This is a genomic window from Segatella copri (assembly GCF_019249795.2).
GTDB classification, from domain to species: Bacteria; Bacteroidota; Bacteroidia; order Bacteroidales; family Bacteroidaceae; genus Prevotella; species Prevotella copri_B.
In genome coordinates this window covers 349,125-363,376 of record NZ_CP156891.1, presented here as the reverse complement: position 1 = coordinate 363,376, position 14,252 = coordinate 349,125, and the positions used below count along the sequence as shown (strand labels likewise).

General features: G+C 43.9%; 19 protein-coding genes and 1 pseudogene. 8 read left to right on the top strand and 12 right to left on the bottom strand.

Features of this window, described 5'->3' with window-relative positions; translation table 11 throughout:
• Positions 1-4: 4 nt before the first annotated feature.
• The 10 genes and pseudogenes from KUA48_RS01650 to KUA48_RS01605 form a co-directional block, all read right to left on the bottom strand.
• Positions 5-569: pseudogene (locus tag KUA48_RS01650) on the bottom strand (hypothetical protein).
• Positions 570-691: 122 nt separating this feature from the next.
• The gene (locus KUA48_RS01645) at positions 692-1,372 is read right to left on the bottom strand and encodes a DNA alkylation repair protein (RefSeq protein WP_218433592.1); all 681 of its coding nucleotides are present in this window, start codon (positions 1,370-1,372) and stop codon (positions 692-694) included.
• A 45-nt stretch (positions 1,373-1,417) separates the two neighbouring features.
• The gene (locus tag KUA48_RS01640; RefSeq protein WP_215652670.1) at positions 1,418-2,278 is read right to left on the bottom strand and encodes an aldo/keto reductase; all 861 of its coding nucleotides are present in this window, start codon (positions 2,276-2,278) and stop codon (positions 1,418-1,420) included.
• 23 nt (positions 2,279-2,301) lie between these two features.
• Positions 2,302-2,817 (bottom strand): pyridoxamine 5'-phosphate oxidase family protein, encoded by a 516-nt coding sequence (locus KUA48_RS01635; RefSeq protein ID WP_218433589.1) that lies wholly within the window; start codon positions 2,815-2,817, stop codon positions 2,302-2,304.
• The gene (locus KUA48_RS01630; RefSeq protein ID WP_218433605.1) at positions 2,789-2,941 is read right to left on the bottom strand and encodes a hypothetical protein; all 153 of its coding nucleotides are present in this window, start codon (positions 2,939-2,941) and stop codon (positions 2,789-2,791) included. The genes KUA48_RS01635 and KUA48_RS01630 overlap by 29 nt, the downstream gene beginning before the upstream one ends.
• 75 nt (positions 2,942-3,016) lie before the next feature.
• Positions 3,017-3,580 (bottom strand): flavin reductase family protein, encoded by a 564-nt coding sequence (locus tag KUA48_RS01625; RefSeq protein WP_153079805.1) that lies wholly within the window; start codon positions 3,578-3,580, stop codon positions 3,017-3,019.
• Positions 3,581-3,645: 65 nt separating this feature from the next.
• Positions 3,646-4,023: a YccF domain-containing protein gene (locus tag KUA48_RS01620; protein WP_217756572.1), complete on the bottom strand. Its 378-nt coding sequence runs from the start codon at positions 4,021-4,023 to the stop codon at positions 3,646-3,648.
• A gap of 4 nt (positions 4,024-4,027) precedes the next feature.
• Positions 4,028-4,663, bottom strand: coding sequence for an HAD-IA family hydrolase (locus tag KUA48_RS01615; RefSeq protein ID WP_217756571.1), 636 nt, complete (start codon positions 4,661-4,663; stop codon positions 4,028-4,030).
• 34 nt (positions 4,664-4,697) lie between these two features.
• Positions 4,698-5,732 carry a virulence RhuM family protein gene (locus tag KUA48_RS01610; RefSeq protein ID WP_153079808.1) on the bottom strand — a complete coding sequence of 345 codons (1,035 nt, stop codon included), beginning with the start codon at positions 5,730-5,732 and terminating at the stop codon, positions 4,698-4,700.
• A gap of 51 nt (positions 5,733-5,783) precedes the next feature.
• Positions 5,784-6,584, bottom strand: a complete 801-nt coding sequence (locus KUA48_RS01605; protein ID WP_334649357.1) for a YqiA/YcfP family alpha/beta fold hydrolase — start codon at positions 6,582-6,584, stop codon at positions 5,784-5,786.
• Between the two features lie 362 nt (positions 6,585-6,946).
• Between KUA48_RS01605 and KUA48_RS01600 the strand changes: the two genes are divergently transcribed.
• Genes KUA48_RS01600 through KUA48_RS01590 form a run of 3 tightly spaced genes read left to right on the top strand, consistent with a single transcriptional unit; the run spans position 6,947 to position 9,037 of the window.
• Entirely contained in the window at positions 6,947-7,930 is a 984-nt protein-coding gene (locus tag KUA48_RS01600) for a hypothetical protein (RefSeq protein WP_218433769.1), read from the top strand.
• Entirely contained in the window at positions 7,902-8,261 is a 360-nt protein-coding gene (locus KUA48_RS01595; RefSeq protein ID WP_194252384.1) for a hypothetical protein, read from the top strand. The genes KUA48_RS01600 and KUA48_RS01595 overlap by 29 nt, the downstream gene beginning before the upstream one ends.
• 2 nt (positions 8,262-8,263) lie before the next feature.
• A complete protein-coding gene (locus KUA48_RS01590; RefSeq protein WP_153080090.1) occupies positions 8,264-9,037 on the top strand; it encodes a metallophosphoesterase in 774 nt (257 codons plus the stop codon).
• Between the two features lie 337 nt (positions 9,038-9,374).
• Here KUA48_RS01590 and KUA48_RS01585 read toward each other — a convergent pair whose 3' ends face one another.
• Both KUA48_RS01585 and KUA48_RS01580 read right to left on the bottom strand, forming a co-directional pair.
• A complete protein-coding gene (locus KUA48_RS01585; protein WP_153073226.1) occupies positions 9,375-9,470 on the bottom strand; it encodes a smalltalk protein in 96 nt (31 codons plus the stop codon).
• Between the two features lie 94 nt (positions 9,471-9,564).
• Positions 9,565-10,230, bottom strand: a complete 666-nt coding sequence (locus KUA48_RS01580) for a DNA-binding protein (protein ID WP_218433767.1) — start codon at positions 10,228-10,230, stop codon at positions 9,565-9,567.
• A gap of 721 nt (positions 10,231-10,951) precedes the next feature.
• On the opposite strand from KUA48_RS01580, the gene KUA48_RS01575 reads away from it, so the two are divergent.
• The 5 genes from KUA48_RS01575 to KUA48_RS01555 all read left to right on the top strand — a co-directional run bounded on the left by KUA48_RS01575 (position 10,952) and on the right by KUA48_RS01555 (position 14,250).
• Entirely contained in the window at positions 10,952-11,965 is a 1,014-nt protein-coding gene (locus tag KUA48_RS01575; RefSeq protein WP_153079899.1) for a hypothetical protein, read from the top strand.
• A complete protein-coding gene (locus KUA48_RS01570; RefSeq protein ID WP_153079900.1) occupies positions 11,904-12,797 on the top strand; it encodes a hypothetical protein in 894 nt (297 codons plus the stop codon). Before KUA48_RS01575 ends, KUA48_RS01570 begins: the two co-directional genes overlap by 62 nt.
• Positions 12,798-13,021: 224 nt before the next feature.
• The gene (locus KUA48_RS01565; protein WP_118066981.1) at positions 13,022-13,312 is read left to right on the top strand and encodes a hypothetical protein; all 291 of its coding nucleotides are present in this window, start codon (positions 13,022-13,024) and stop codon (positions 13,310-13,312) included.
• A 143-nt stretch (positions 13,313-13,455) separates the two neighbouring features.
• Positions 13,456-13,737, top strand: coding sequence for a DUF3127 domain-containing protein (locus KUA48_RS01560; protein WP_153079902.1), 282 nt, complete (start codon positions 13,456-13,458; stop codon positions 13,735-13,737).
• Positions 13,738-13,830: 93 nt separating this feature from the next.
• Positions 13,831-14,250, top strand: coding sequence for a hypothetical protein (locus KUA48_RS01555; protein WP_218433165.1), 420 nt, complete (start codon positions 13,831-13,833; stop codon positions 14,248-14,250).
• Positions 14,251-14,252 lie beyond the last annotated feature (2 nt).

Below are 14,252 nucleotides of genomic sequence, written 5' to 3'. Positions count from 1 at the left end.
TTACTTAAAGTTTCATTTGTAGATAATTTCCCAGGATGTTGCCAACACGCAATTGTCGGGCATAATCCATTAGTTTACTGATATTTCTTCCTGGTCTGGAAAGATAGTTATCGATGATTTCAGAACAGACATCAATGCCCACCTTATTGCGGAACTTTACTGCATCGCATACGCATCGTTCTACATCATATACCTTTACCTTAAATCCATCTATGACTTTCTCCATCACGCCGATTTCAAGAATGTTGGAAGTATAGTGATGGAGCTCTATCTTTGGGAATGAAGGAACTTTTACTTTTCTATCCCTTTTGATGGCGACATGATAAGCCTGAGGCATGGATGACGTAAGCTGCCTGGATATTCCAGGCAGACCAAAGGCAGAGAATGCCGTTTGGAACAATAGACTCTATATCAACCATACATGCTGACAATTGGTCTATGTTAGCATATACGCCACGGCAAACCTGAATCAGTTCACCTTGACGAACGGCTTCCAGCATCTTGTAGTAAGCTGTTCGTCCTTGTACTTTGACGCTTGCAGATGATATGAATGAATTCTTTGTTTCCATAATTGTTCTCCTAATTTTGGTACAAAAGTACCACAAATGTTGCTGAGTGTGGTAGTTTTGTACGGGATAATGGAAAGGCTCTTTCTCCAATGTATGGTTATTCGTTTTCTATATTCTTCCTTTTATTTTATCTTCAATGTCCGCAGATAAACCTTCTGCTCAGGCGAGATTCTGTAGCTCTCGATTGCTTTCTGGATGGTCTTGTTGTGCGTCCAGGGAGCAAGACGGTTTTGCTCGATGTAGGGAATCGTTGCGTCCCATTGCTTGGCAAGGGCGGTGGCAAAGAACCAGGCAACCATCATCTTTACGTAATACTCTTCGCTCCTTACTGATGCAGGAATTTCAAGATATTTTGCCTTGAAGTCTTTATCCAGGTAATGAGACATAAGCGCCTCTATTCCAAAGCGACAAGTATAGACATGTGATGATTTACTCCAAGCCTTGATTTTTGCCAATAGCTCCTTCTTGTGTTTGGCAAACACCTTCGGAGACATGATGTCGCAAACTGCCCAGTTGTCCACGAATGGCAGGAAACTGTCTGTTAGACGAATGCATTCCTCGTAGTCCTTTACCTCGGAAATGAGGAGTCCGTGAAGCATGTTCTCATCGTAGTTTTCGTGAGGAAGCTGATGAAGGAATTCCTCGCATTCTTTCTCCTTTGTAAACTCTTTTGCGAACTTGCGGAGCACAGGAACACGAATGCCTATGAAACTCTCCACAGGCACTCCCGGTGTCAGTTTGGCTTGGAAAGCAGCATACTGCTTATCCTGCATGGCGAACAGTCTTTCTTGAAATGAAGTCATAAATTCTTTGTTTTATATTGAGCCTTAGTTAGAGTGATTGTCACATTATTCTGTAGGTTTCACCACAGCTCTCCACTCCATAAACTGCTTGGTTGTTTCTCCGCTATGATGGTCGAGGAAGAGACTATGGGCGGTGTCGAGCGCAGCAATCTTCTGCATGTCCTCAGCATCAAGTTCGAAGTCGAAGAGATTCTGATTCTCCTGCATTCGTTCCTTATGAACAGTCTTCGGGATGATGATTACATCGCTCTGCAACAGCCAGCGCAAGGCTACTTGTGCGGCAGTCTTGCCGTATTTCTCGCCAATCTGGGTGAGGGTAGGGTTGGTGAACAGTCCGTTCTGACCTTCTGCCAACGGAGCCCATGCCATGAGCTTGGTGCCAAACTCATTCATGAATTTTCGGGTCTCGTGCTGCTGGTTGAACACGTGCGTCTCCATCTGGTTCACCATCGGTGCAATCTCCATGTTGGAAGCCAGGTCTATAAGGTGATCAGGGAAGAAGTTGCTCACTCCGATGGCACGAATCTTTCCTGCCTTGTAAGCTTTTTCCAAGTCACGATAGGCACCGTAGCGGTCGCAGTAAGGCTGGTGGAGGAGCATCAGGTCGATGTAGTCGGTCTGCAGTTTGCGCAGACTCTCGTCGATGCTCTTCATGGTCTGTCCATCGCCATAGTTGGAAGGCCAGACCTTGGAAACGAGGAAAATCTCATCACGATTCACGCCGCTTTTCTTCCATGCGTTGCCCACGGCTTCCTCGTTGAGATAAGCCTGCGCAGTATCTATCATCCTATAGCCCACGCTGAGAGCATCCACCACACAACGCTCACACTCATCAGGTTCCACCTGATAAACACCATATCCTAATTGTGGCATTTCCACGCCATTGCTTAACTTTATCTTCTTCATAATCAATATGTTTTAAAGTTCATTTATTCCATTCTGCCATATTTCATTTCCACGCCTTCCTTATCATATTGCTTGCGCTTGCCGGTTGGTGGCTCAGTAAGCGTGATGCGAACAACAGCCGTGCGTGATAGGGAACGGGCGATGCTCTGGTCGAAAGCATCCATGTGTTGAGGAAGGAAACGCTCACAGATTAGTCTAAGACCATGAATTTTCTCTGCATCCTCGGTCACGATTTCAGCCTTGCCGAATGCAATGGCTGATTTGAACTGCAGGGTGAAACTGCCGTCCTTCGGACCAACCGTAGGCGCACAACGGGTTATGGCTGAAAGGCAGACCTCTGGATGAGCCTTGATTGCCTCCAACTTCTTGCCTTCCAAGGCACCATGAAAATACCAATTCACATCATCATCTGATGCGAGTGACAGGGGTAAACCATAAGGCTTGCCGTCTTCGTCAATAAAACTGACAGTTATATACGGAGCCTTGTGCATTACTTCCAATGCCCACTCACTATCCATTTCTCTTGATTTCTTTCTCATTTTTTAATCCTTTGTACTTAAATACTTTAACCATATCCTTGTCGCCACCCACAAGCTGGCTGCATCTGTTCAGCATTCCGGTGGCAGAGAAACCGCATTTGTTACCTATATGTTCTAAATCCATTATTATGGTGCAAAAATAGTAAAAACTGGAATAGAAAACGAACTTTTGTTTGCTTTCCTGTTCTGTTTTTGACTATTATTTCAAAGCCTTGCCGTCAGAGAATGCGTTTCCGACTTTCTCGCCCAGCTGGATATAGCCGTGATGAATAGGGTCGAAGACAATCAGTTCCATCTTCTCCATGTCTGGATTTCCGTCTTCTGCCAGATACTTTTCATCCACAAGAATATTGACGATTTCGGCAACGAGATAATAGCCGGTTTCGCTTTCGTCATACTTCTCCTTGATGCGGCACTCCAGGGTCATCGGGAAATCGGTGAACACAGGAGCGTTGACCATAGTCGCCTTCTCGATGCTCCATCCAGTCTTCTCCATCTTCTTCGGGTCGTTCTTGGCAGAAACAATGCCCACGAAATCAGAAGCCACCATGGTTTTCTTGGTAGCGAAGGCAACGGTAAACTCGCCGCCAAGCTTCAGGTTGTCTGTGGTGACGTGATTTCCCATTGAGATCATAATCTCCTTCATGTCCCACTGTCCTGCCCAGGCTGCATTCATTGCGTTGGCAACTCCTTCCTTATTATATGTGCCGATAATCAGCACAGGCTGTGGTGCAAACCACGGCTTTGGTGAAAAACTTTTCATATGCTTCGTTCTTTATATTGTTATTTTTATGTGCAAATACGTCATCTGCGCAATGGGTTTTTACTTTAAAATCCCAACTCCATATCCTTACCGAATGGTGCGAGTGAAAGCCCGGCCATCTTGAAATGCTGTTTACCCCAAGGAATGCCGATGATCGTTATACATAAGAGAAAGCCGAAGAACAGATGCATGATGCAAGCCCACAATCCCCCGAAAATCAGCCAGAGTAAATTCAGCGGAATGCGAATGCAACCAGTTGGACTATTCGTTTCTCTTACTGTAGAACCAAAAGGCCATAGGCAGAGCAGACCAATCTTGAATGTCTGTATCGCAAACGGAATGCCGATGATAGTACATGCAAGAGCCAGACTTCCGGTGAAATAACCGATGGCTGCTTCGAGACCTCCGAAGAGCCACCAAAGTAAGTTTCCTATTATGCGCATAAGATTATTCTTTTATATTCTTGTTAATTTCTTGCCATTCCTGATGCTCTTCCAGATGATTGGTCTTTACCAGTACGCTTTGGAAACCGAAGTTTCTGCCTGCTTCGGCATTCTCTTTACGGTCATCAAAATAGAGGGTGGTGGCAGGATTCAATCCTGTCTGCTGCGTCATCTCTTCATATATTTCGACGGATGGCTTCTCTTTCCGCATGGCGTATGAGAGGAACACTTCATCAAACAGTTCGTCTGTGGAATATCCCAGCTGATTCATCAGACTGATTGATTTCTGCCAAAGCGTGTCGTTGATGTTGCTGAGCAGATAGACCTTATACCGCTTCCGAAGCTTGACCAATGCCTCCAGTCTTTCCACGGGCAGATTGCCACACAACTCTTCCAGGACTTTCTCAATATCCTCAGTTGAGGTTCCTTTGCGGCAAAGGCTTAGCATCTCTTTCAATGTTTCTGCTTCCGCCACCAGACCATTAATATATTGGTGCATCAGTCTCTTGATTTTGCGGACATGGATTAGCCGCTTGAACGCCGTAACGCCCAGGCTCTCCATGGCTTTCACAACAGAGGCATCATCAATATTCACGATGACACCTCCATAATCAAAAACGAGAGTTTCTATCTGTTTCATGCTCATTTTCCTATTTTCTCTGATGACATAACTTCTATTCAATATCCAAAGGTAATTGTGGGTCTTCGCCGTCAAACTTGTCGAAATCAGAACGAAACAGACGGTCCTGTATCACTCTATATTTCTCAAACTCGCTTTCGGCATATTCCTTTGCATACTCGGCAGTAATGTGTCCTGCGTCTTGCAGAATTTCTCTGTCGGTTGCATCGAGGAATTTGTCGATGCGTTTAGCCCAATCCTCCATAGTCATAGGAATATGGCGCTCTGCCATATCCTTTGCCATATCAAGATAGGCATTCACCAATCGTCCAAGAGCTTGCAACTCATTTTCTTTCAGATAGTTCTTGGCTATACTTACGTCGGACTTTATGATTTTCCCATTAGGAGCCTTTGCCCATGTAGTGAGCCCCATGTGCTCTTTTTCTGCATCAGCACGATCCACTATCAGTTCTGCGGCAGTATGTCCATGAACAGCATAATGCATCTTGTTCTGTACCTTCTTGAAGAACTCGCGTGTGGTTGGAGCATCACGGTTGTAGTCTATGGCTGTGGCGTAGATGTCGGTCAGTTTCTGATAGAAATTGCGTTCCGATAGACGAATCTCTCGAATCTCCTCCAAGAGTTGTTCGAAATAGTCCACGCCGATGAATGAGCCATTTTCCATACGCTTCTTGTCAATCACATAGCCACGGATAGCATACTGTCGGAGAACATAAGTGCACCATTGGCGGAACTGAGTGGCTCGGCGGGAGTTGACGCGATAGCCTACTGAAATGATAGCATCAAGATTGTAGAACAAAGTGTTGCGTCGTACCTCTCTCGTTCCTTCCTGTTGAACTACCGAGATTTTCTCGGTAGTTGCATTCTTGTCCAATTCCTTATCATCGAATATGTTCTTCAGATGCAATCCTATGTTGTCAGCAGAGCAGTCAAAAAGCGTTGCCATTGCCTTTTGTGTTGCCCATATTGTTTCTTTCTTATATAGCACTTGAATGCCTTGCTCCTTACCCTCAGCCATGAAGATAAGAAATTCAGCGGTACTATTTCTTATTTCAAATTTCTTTGCCATTTTTCAGCGTATTTTCTCGTTGCTAATATTATAGCAACACTTATTATATAATTACCTGTCTATCTCCGTGAAACGATTAAAAGTTCTTCCGTCCCTCGTAACTTTCCCGAAGAACATATCTTCCGGTCTTACCCAATAGGGTTGGTCTCCATAGAGAGCCTGGTAAACCACCATGCGCTCCTGAGTTTCGGAGTCGAAGGCAGAATGGATGAACTTGTATTTACCGCCCTTAAAGTGCTGGAAATATCTTTCTTCCTTTGCCGAAAACTCCATCAGCATTTTCTGGGCAAGGGGAGCGTACCATGTCTTCACCTCCTGCTCAGTAGGCGTATGACCGCCGGGGAAGTGGAAGGCTTGATTGTAATGCTCCAGGAAGAGAGGAGAGAAGTGAGCCAGGGTGTCCTGCTCACCAAAAAGTCCCCACACACGATCCTTATAATAGGGGTTGCAATGGTCAAACTGCACGGCTTCCAACTCCGCAAACTCCTCTATCAGCGCCTCGTCAATCACCAGCCGCTGATTTCCGTCCCTTCTCGGAGCCTTGTATTCATGCTCGCCGATGCGCTCCTTCAGAAACTCCGTCATCATGAAATACGGATTGCCGAGCAGGGCAGGAATGCCCACCACCGGAGCCAGCATCTGGGCGAGGAAAGAGCCGCAGCTGTTGCCCAGAAGCAAGTCGGGCTGTTCCCGGTCGATGATGGAGCGAATCTCCTTCAGTGCCTCCTTGGGGTGCAAAGGGAGGTCGGGAGTCAGCACCACCGCCGTCCCCTCAAACGCCTCTTTCAAGGCTCTTGCCATCGGACAGCTGCCCGTGGCGAAGAATCCGTGTAGGAATAATATCTTCTTCATGCTCTAATCATTTGATAATGATGCGCCTGTAATCTAGGAGGATAAGCCATGCTCAACTCCCATATTAGGCAATATATCTGCAAAAATACAAAAAATATTCAGAAAAGTGATTATATGGATGGATTTTGTTGGCAGGGCGAACTTGATTTAACCTTATTTTATAAGATAGAGGGATATTTTGATAATCTGAAATCCTTAATGACCGGATTCATGAATATATGTACACATATACACCAAGGGGAGTTTGCTCGTGATGAGTAAACTCCCCCATAATTATCTTAAAAAATCTTATTTGTTCTATAGAAAGTTTTGATATTCAGAATATAATCATTATTTTTGCACGTAATATTAGTGGTGTTATTATGTGCAATATTAAATATTATATAGCTGAAATAGCTGCATATTTCGGCAACATGTTGGGCGAAAAAGTAGCTTTGGAATCAGCAGATAAAGATTTGTTGGAAAGAATCCCTATGAATGTTTCTTCCAGGTTCTCTTTTTATAAAGGATGTATTTTGGGGCAGCTCATTTTGATGGCTTACCTAAAGGATGGTGACTCTGTGCCACCTGCCCAGTTGAAGAAACAATTGGATATTATAGGTCGACAGACACAGCTCGTCGTCGTATTAATCACTCCATGCATTTCATCTTATAATAAGGTTAGATTGGTGGCACAAAAAGTTAACTTTGTTATCCCCAACAGGCAAATGTTCCTGCCATCTCTTTTGCTTGACATCCAGCCAGACAGGAAGGTTGGCTTGGATTTGAAAGAAACCATTCCTCCCTTTGCCCAATGTTTGTTGCTTTATCATTTGCAGATTGAATCCATTGTTGGGGCAACAGGTTATGGACTGAGCGATAAGTTTGGCGTTTCTTATGCGACAGCAAACAAATCATTGCGCTGGCTTGTTTCCAAAGATCTGATTAAGTTGGAAGGAACAAAGACCAAGACGGTGCAAATTGATATAAGCAATAGGGAACTTTGGAATAAAGCATTGCCAATGTTGGTTTCTCCGATAGAGCAGCTTTACTATACGGATGCTATACTTGAAGGACAACAGATAAGTGGAGTGAATGCACTGGCTTCCTACACGATGCTTAATGTAGAATCAAGGCAGAGTTGGGCTGTTACAAGGAAAGAGCTGAAAACTCTGGCCATCGTAACCGACAAGCAGTTCGGAGAAAATGAAATCCAAGTATGGAAGTATAACCCAAAAATATTAAGTACTGAAGGAGTGGTTGATAAGCTCTCGCTTTATCTGTCATTGAAAGACAATGAAGATGAGCGAATACAAATAGAGTTAGAACGATTGATAAGTGAAATATCGTTTCACGATAGAACATAGCTTGCAGGAAGATGGCGTGCATATCGCCAATATCGAGAGTCTTATCTGTTTGAAAAGCAAGGCTTTCTTGGATTTAAGTCAAAGAAAAGCTAAAGGTGAAAGTGTTGATAGCAAGCATATTGCAAAGCATAAGAAAGATGTCTTTCGTCTTGCAGCAATGCTTACTCCAGCAAGTAGATATGAACTGCCCGACATATTAAAAACAGATGTTAGTGACTTTTGTGATGCTATCATGCAGGATTTGCCAAATGCCGATTTCATCAAGTCTGCAGGTCTTGGCAATGTTACAAGCCTGCAGATTATAGAACAACTTAAGAAATCAATGTTGTAGTTATGGTTAAGATACAATATGCTTCAGATTTGCATCTGGAATTCATGGAGAATACCCTGTATTTGGAGACTCATCCTCTTCAGCCTGTTGCTGACATCCTGGTGTTGGCTGGAGATACTGGCTATTTAGGTGATGAAGGTTTTGTCAAGCATCCATTCTGGGATTGGGCTTCAGAGAATTTCAAGGAAGTAATAGTAATACCAGGTAATCATGAGTTTTATTTGGGTTATGACTTGGGGCAACTTTATGATGGATGGTGCATGGAAATTCGGCACAATATCAAATGCTATTATAATGCTGTAATACATCTTTCAGATGATACAGACCTCATCGTTTCTACACTATGGGGATATATAGAGCCGCAGGATGCTTTTTCAACCGAGCGCAGAGTAAATGATTTCTACCGTATTAAGGATTGTGGCGTTGTGATAAACAGTGAACGGTTTAATCAAGAGCATGCTAAGTGCCGCGCTTTCATCGAAAAGGCTGTTAGTGAAAGCCAGGCAAAGCATATTGTTGTGGCAACGCATCATGTTCCATCATTTCAACTGGTGTCTCCGGATTTTAAGGGAAGTCCGATAAACGGTGCTTTCACAGCAGAGCTGGGGAACTTCATTGCTTATAGCCGAATAGATTATTGGATTTATGGCCATTCTCATCGTAACATAGACAGGATAATAGGAAATACTCAATGTGTTTCGAATCAGCTTGGGTATGTAAATCATGGAGAATCTGAGTCTTTTGATTCAAAGAAATGTATTAATTTAATGCTTTAGTTGAGGCTCTACATTATATAGAGAACCAATAGCGTCCGTACTGCGGACGCTATTGGCTTAAGCTCATAAAAAGACACTGCCCCTTCATGACACCCTTGGAAATACGTAATTCGGCACTTAAGTTATACGTGTCGAATGGCATTCTGTTAGTTACCAGTGTATTCGCATTTTGCCCCCAAAAATCCTTAATGACCGAAAATGACCGTGACCTTAATGACCGGACCCTTTAGGGGGATTGAAAATGACCCTTAATGACTTTGACCCTTCATGACCGGAATTCTCGGTAGAACGAAAACGGCCGCTCTCCTCATATTGAGGTGAGCGGTCGATTTTGTTTTTATCCCATGCAGCTCGTTACTCCGAGCGTAGTAGCGATAGCGGTCAGAATGCTGATGGCTACCTGCAGAATTGTTTTCCAAGTGTTCGCTTTCATCTTTTTAATGTTTAAAGTTTAGTGTTTCATGTTTACTTTTTGGGGGCGGATAGGCTGGGCTAGGGGCTAGCACCCTAGCCAGTCTATCCTTGGGCTATTCAAGGCCGTCGCCAGTTTCGCCAGTACCGCCGCCTGATTCTGAGCCTTGGCCATCGCTGCCGGTCTGACCGGTGTTTGAACCACCTGGGGTAGAACCGCCTGGCGTATTATCCGGAGTGGTTGGGGCGTTGAGGTCAACGTTGGTCTTACCCTCCTTGATTGCCTTGATAACGGCTGCCTGAGCACTGCGGCTGGCTACGAGGTTGAACTCGGCGTCATCGCGAAGGTTCTTGAACTCCTGACCAGGCTCCCACTGAACCTTCACGCCGGTGATGTTCTGTGCGGTGAACTTGTCGGCATCCTCGGCACCCTTTGAGGTGAGAAGGAGAGAGAAATCACCGAGGTCACCCAGACGAATCTTCTTACCCTCAAGCAACATCTCACGCATGCAGTCTACGGCGATGTAGAGGATGGCGCTGATGTCGGCTCTCGAATAAACACTACCATGTGAAGTGATGTGCTTGGCAAACTTCTCGATGGTCATGATATCGGTGTACTGTGAGATGGCGAAAGCGTTCTGCTTCTCAGTCTTCACGAGTTTCAGGTCCTTTGGGTCAGGGGGTGTACCCTCCTTCTTTGCCTGGTTGATGCGTGACTTCGCCTGGTTGATTTCCAGAAGATTTGCGTTCACGCTACGCATTACGATGCTGTAATTAATCATAGTCGTTTGTAGTATGTTTAGAGTCCTTTGTTTTGCAACTCCCCAGAACGCCCCGTTCCTGCCGTTTTCGGGGTCTTCATTGATGACCGGCGCCTGCCATCTTTTATAACCCGTGTTGGTCTTAATAGAAGACCCGAGCAAGGCACAAAAGGCTGTTCTTTCGATTGCCGGTGCAAAGATACAACATTTTCGGGCAGAATGCAAGCTTTCACCCTAACTTTCTATGCTGAAAATGACGTAAGTAGTTGATAGATAATACTTTCTATCGTTTTCTATCAGAACTTTATTGCAGAAACATTGCAAAACAGGAAAATACGCTTTGAAGGTAGCCGAAGAAACGTGAAAAAGCGGTCATTAAGGTCAAGGTCATTAAGGTCATTAAGCACTTTTCGCTCGCTCTCTTTTCTTATAATATAATATTAAAATTATTTAATATTATATTATATATATATTCCGTTCCCCCCGAAACCCTTAATGACCTTAATGACCTTGACCTTAATGACCGGAAAGAGAGAAATCTTATTTAGTGTTAAAATTTAAAATTTATGCATTTTTTTCATAAATATTTTGTACCTTTGAAGTCAAGTCTGTACCATCTGATATCCTGTAGTTATTGAAGAATAGGCAACATTCCTGAATACTATTGCAAGATAAATCTTGGCATCAGTAAAAATAAATGAGAGTTAAACAATAAGATTATTTTATAAAAAACAACAAACTTATGCCTATTTTTAATTTTTACCGCTTTGAAAATAAGCAAGTAGATAATGAACCTAGTTTTTTTGCTGCAGAAGAGGCGGCAGAGGCTAGATTTAATCAGGGGAAATACCAATCTCCCAGAGAATGTTTTGGAAGTTTCTTTACTTCCAAGCAACGCCATCAGCTATCTATCATGAAATCACATGGTAGTGCTGGAGCATATAATCATGAATTATACAACTGCGATGTTGTTGTTTCTGCATGCCAAGATGTAATATTGCTGGAACTGGAGAGTAATGGTACGAAGACAACGATTGAAAACAAGAAGAGAGTCAAACATCCTAATCATCCATACTGTCGTGTAATAATCGACAACAGAGAGGGTTATCAGATTGTCGCCATCGAGAAAAATGCAGCTTTTTCGGGAGATACAGACAAGGCTGCCTTAGTTTTGCAGAAAGGCTTTAATCAGAAACTTTCTGTATATGGCAGGGAGATTGTCATTCAGCCTCTACATAAGAAAACTACAGATTTCTGGCCAGTGGTATGGGACATCCGCAAAAAGTTCAATGACCGTGTACGCTTTATAAAACTCGACTTTCGTGGAGAAGGAGAGAATAAGAGTGCCGATGGTCTGATGGCATTGATTACCCAACTTGCCAGAAAGGGAGACTGTGCAGCTCTTTTAGAATTGTCACACAAGCCCGGTTCTCCAGAAATTAATTTACAAGAACTGCATGATGATCTGACCCATATTGCTGCAATCTGTCTTAATGAAGGCATTTTTGACCTTACCGTCCACTTTGCCCATTTTGGCTGCTATCGCTATGGTGCTGATATCATGGCGCAATTCGGTATCGAAGAAGAGGCTATCAGCTCCTTTGGTGTTGAACTGTTAAGTTGTTTTGATGGCAATAGTCCGACCTTTGCGCTGATACAATGGATGGATAAAATGAACGAAATACTGAAAGATTATGCCAATACTGGAATACTTCAAAAAGGACGTAAGAAGGGCCCTAGAAGAAAAGCTTGCTGACGATAGCATGTTCCGCTCCATTCGCGGTACATGCCTGAGAGTAATGAACGATGCTAAAGAAATCAAGTTGCATCCCACAGAACTATACTATCTTGCTTTCTGCGTTATCGATAGGATGAAAGGTCAGAGTACCAGCCAAGCAGAATTCTATTCTAAGGACGAGGCATGGTATGAATATGATGAAGTTCTGCGGGATATCTATGGCGGAGATTCGGATCACGAGAGACATTCTGCACTTGCTCTGATTATTCAGACATGTGCAGAATGGTTGCTGCGAAGTCGCGACATGAGCAGGCTGGGGATAGTTTCTAATCTGAAATTGCAGATTGCCTATCATATTAGTGAAGAATTCTCACGGCGACTGGATGAGGAGTTCAGGCGCGGTTTTTGCTGTGTTGATGAGGACGGATTTGCTGGGCTTGTGTACGATTATCTGCAGGGTGAGCGCCTTATCTCCGAAGAAATTGATTCTCTGCTTGATTCAATGGACGGAGATGCTGGCATGGAAAATCCTTCTGTCGCACCAAGCTCAATCCGTATTGCCCCAAGAAAGAAAACCTCTGTGCTGACTGTCCTCAATGCCATGTATAAAGCTGGATGGTTTACGGATGTTGATGGCAACCCTTTGAAGAACCGTGATGAGGCATTGAATGATATTCTGAGAAATGCTTTCGGTACAGATAAGGATACTGCCATCAGTCAAACCCTGAATCCTTCTAACGGTACAGTAAAATATAAATTCAAACCGCTCATGGAAAAACTACTCGATGGAAAGGAAATTGAGCTGTTTATCCATGATTTGACCCAGGAATTGATGGAAATTCATCAATAATTTTTTATTTAGTAAAGCATTTGCCTTACTTTAGTAAAGCAAGCGTTAAGAAGAAAACAAGTAAATTTGCCCTCGAAATCAGTTGCAAGCTGGTTTCGGGGGCTTTTTCATTTTTATATGTTCAGCCCATTTTGTTTAACCTGAGCGGAGGCGGGGAACCTCACAAAGTGATTGAAGATGGCCATCGGGAATCCACGGCTTCTCTCGCAAACCGATCAGGAATCATGGCAGAAAAAAAACATCAGCTTACGGCTCTGGGCATTGCCTATGAAGCCGTCATCAAGCTGGGCTATACGCACAGCAAACTGGCAAGGCTCGACAGCAGCATCAACTATCCTACGCTGAGGAATATCAGAGACGGGAAGGAGATGAAGAAAGCTACGGAGCGGTTCTATCTGAAACTCTTCTTCGACCTTATTAATAAGGAATATGAACGGCGAATGGCCTGTGGGGGCGACGGAGCCGTCAGCCTGCTTATCGTGATGAAAAACATCCTTGAAGCGGAGCTGAAATAAAAAGTGGTGAAAAGATGAGGGGGCATTCTTTCACCAACTATTCCGCCGCATCGAAAGTGTTGTTATCTTTGCACCAGCTTTAGCAAGGTTGGGCGGATTAAAGAAAACCTTAAAGGAAGGTTAGACCTTGCGGTTTATAGATTATGAACGGAATGTTTATGAGAGTGGTGCAGCAGGGCGAGGCGTTCGCTGTACAGAGTCAGAAAAGTGAGAACGGACAGATGATGAAATGCAACATCGTTCTCCAGGAGATGGGCGGCAAGTATGAGAACCAGTATGCTGCGGCAATGCTCGGCAATATGGCGCAATGTAAGTATGCGGCTGGTGAGCTGGTGGCTGTTACGCTCCGCTTTACTACCCATGAGCATAATGGTCAGGTTTATCAGGATATTCTGGTTACGGACATAGAAAAGGTAAAAGGGTAAAAAGTAAAAAACTGAGTTGAAACAGAGGAGGATTTTCCATGGTAAAGCGCGCAACAATCCGGATGTTTCTTCTCCTAAAATTCAATTCAGATTATGGTTAAGAAAGTAAACAAGGTTCAGAACAATGCTCAGAACAATGTTCAGAACCAGCAGGTGAATAATAACGGCTGCCAGCATGTGCAGCTCGGTGGTGTGGCTTACTATGATGATAAGCAGTATTTCCTCTTCAGTCCTGATTCTGTAAATCAGGGTGTTGTAGAAGCGTTTCGCCGTCATGGTGTGGCTCAGCAAATGCAAGACGGAACATTTGATTTCGTAGCAGTTTCTAAGCCGAAAAGCCAGTCGGAACTGATTAAGAAACTGGCGCATGGTCGTGTGAGCAAGACCAAGGATGGGGCTATTCAGCTCACGCTGAAGGTGTTCTTCCATGAGGGACTCAACATCGCCCAAACGCTGACTGTTGAGTCAGCAGAAGGGGCTGATGCTTTAGTGGATTATCAATTAAAACGATAAGT

What these genes read in the sequence shown, in the direction of transcription:
- KUA48_RS01645 (WP_218433592.1), bottom strand. Translation starts at nt 1,372, where the DNA reads ATGACTTCATTTCAAGAAAGACTGTTCGCCATGCAGGATAAGCAGTAT.
- KUA48_RS01640 (WP_215652670.1), bottom strand. Translation starts at nt 2,278, where the DNA reads ATGAAGAAGATAAAGTTAAGCAATGGCGTGGAAATGCCACAATTAGGA.
- KUA48_RS01635 (WP_218433589.1), bottom strand. Translation starts at nt 2,817, where the DNA reads ATGAGAAAGAAATCAAGAGAAATGGATAGTGAGTGGGCATTGGAAGTA.
- KUA48_RS01630 (WP_218433605.1), bottom strand. Translation starts at nt 2,941, where the DNA reads ATGGATTTAGAACATATAGGTAACAAATGCGGTTTCTCTGCCACCGGA.
- KUA48_RS01625 (WP_153079805.1), bottom strand. Translation starts at nt 3,580, where the DNA reads ATGAAAAGTTTTTCACCAAAGCCGTGGTTTGCACCACAGCCTGTGCTG.
- KUA48_RS01620 (WP_217756572.1), bottom strand. Translation starts at nt 4,023, where the DNA reads ATGCGCATAATAGGAAACTTACTTTGGTGGCTCTTCGGAGGTCTCGAA.
- KUA48_RS01615 (WP_217756571.1), bottom strand. Translation starts at nt 4,663, where the DNA reads ATGAAACAGATAGAAACTCTCGTTTTTGATTATGGAGGTGTCATCGTG.
- KUA48_RS01610 (WP_153079808.1), bottom strand. Translation starts at nt 5,732, where the DNA reads ATGGCAAAGAAATTTGAAATAAGAAATAGTACCGCTGAATTTCTTATC.
- KUA48_RS01605 (WP_334649357.1), bottom strand. Translation starts at nt 6,584, where the DNA reads ATGAAGAAGATATTATTCCTACACGGATTCTTCGCCACGGGCAGCTGT.
- KUA48_RS01600 (WP_218433769.1), top strand. Translation starts at nt 6,947, where the DNA reads ATGTGCAATATTAAATATTATATAGCTGAAATAGCTGCATATTTCGGC.
- KUA48_RS01590 (WP_153080090.1), top strand. Translation starts at nt 8,264, where the DNA reads ATGGTTAAGATACAATATGCTTCAGATTTGCATCTGGAATTCATGGAG.
- KUA48_RS01585 (WP_153073226.1), bottom strand. Translation starts at nt 9,470, where the DNA reads ATGAAAGCGAACACTTGGAAAACAATTCTGCAGGTAGCCATCAGCATT.
- KUA48_RS01580 (WP_218433767.1), bottom strand. Translation starts at nt 10,230, where the DNA reads ATGATTAATTACAGCATCGTAATGCGTAGCGTGAACGCAAATCTTCTG.
- KUA48_RS01575 (WP_153079899.1), top strand. Translation starts at nt 10,952, where the DNA reads ATGCCTATTTTTAATTTTTACCGCTTTGAAAATAAGCAAGTAGATAAT.
- KUA48_RS01570 (WP_153079900.1), top strand. Translation starts at nt 11,904, where the DNA reads ATGCCAATACTGGAATACTTCAAAAAGGACGTAAGAAGGGCCCTAGAA.
- KUA48_RS01565 (WP_118066981.1), top strand. Translation starts at nt 13,022, where the DNA reads ATGGCAGAAAAAAAACATCAGCTTACGGCTCTGGGCATTGCCTATGAA.
- KUA48_RS01560 (WP_153079902.1), top strand. Translation starts at nt 13,456, where the DNA reads ATGAACGGAATGTTTATGAGAGTGGTGCAGCAGGGCGAGGCGTTCGCT.
- KUA48_RS01555 (WP_218433165.1), top strand. Translation starts at nt 13,831, where the DNA reads ATGGTTAAGAAAGTAAACAAGGTTCAGAACAATGCTCAGAACAATGTT.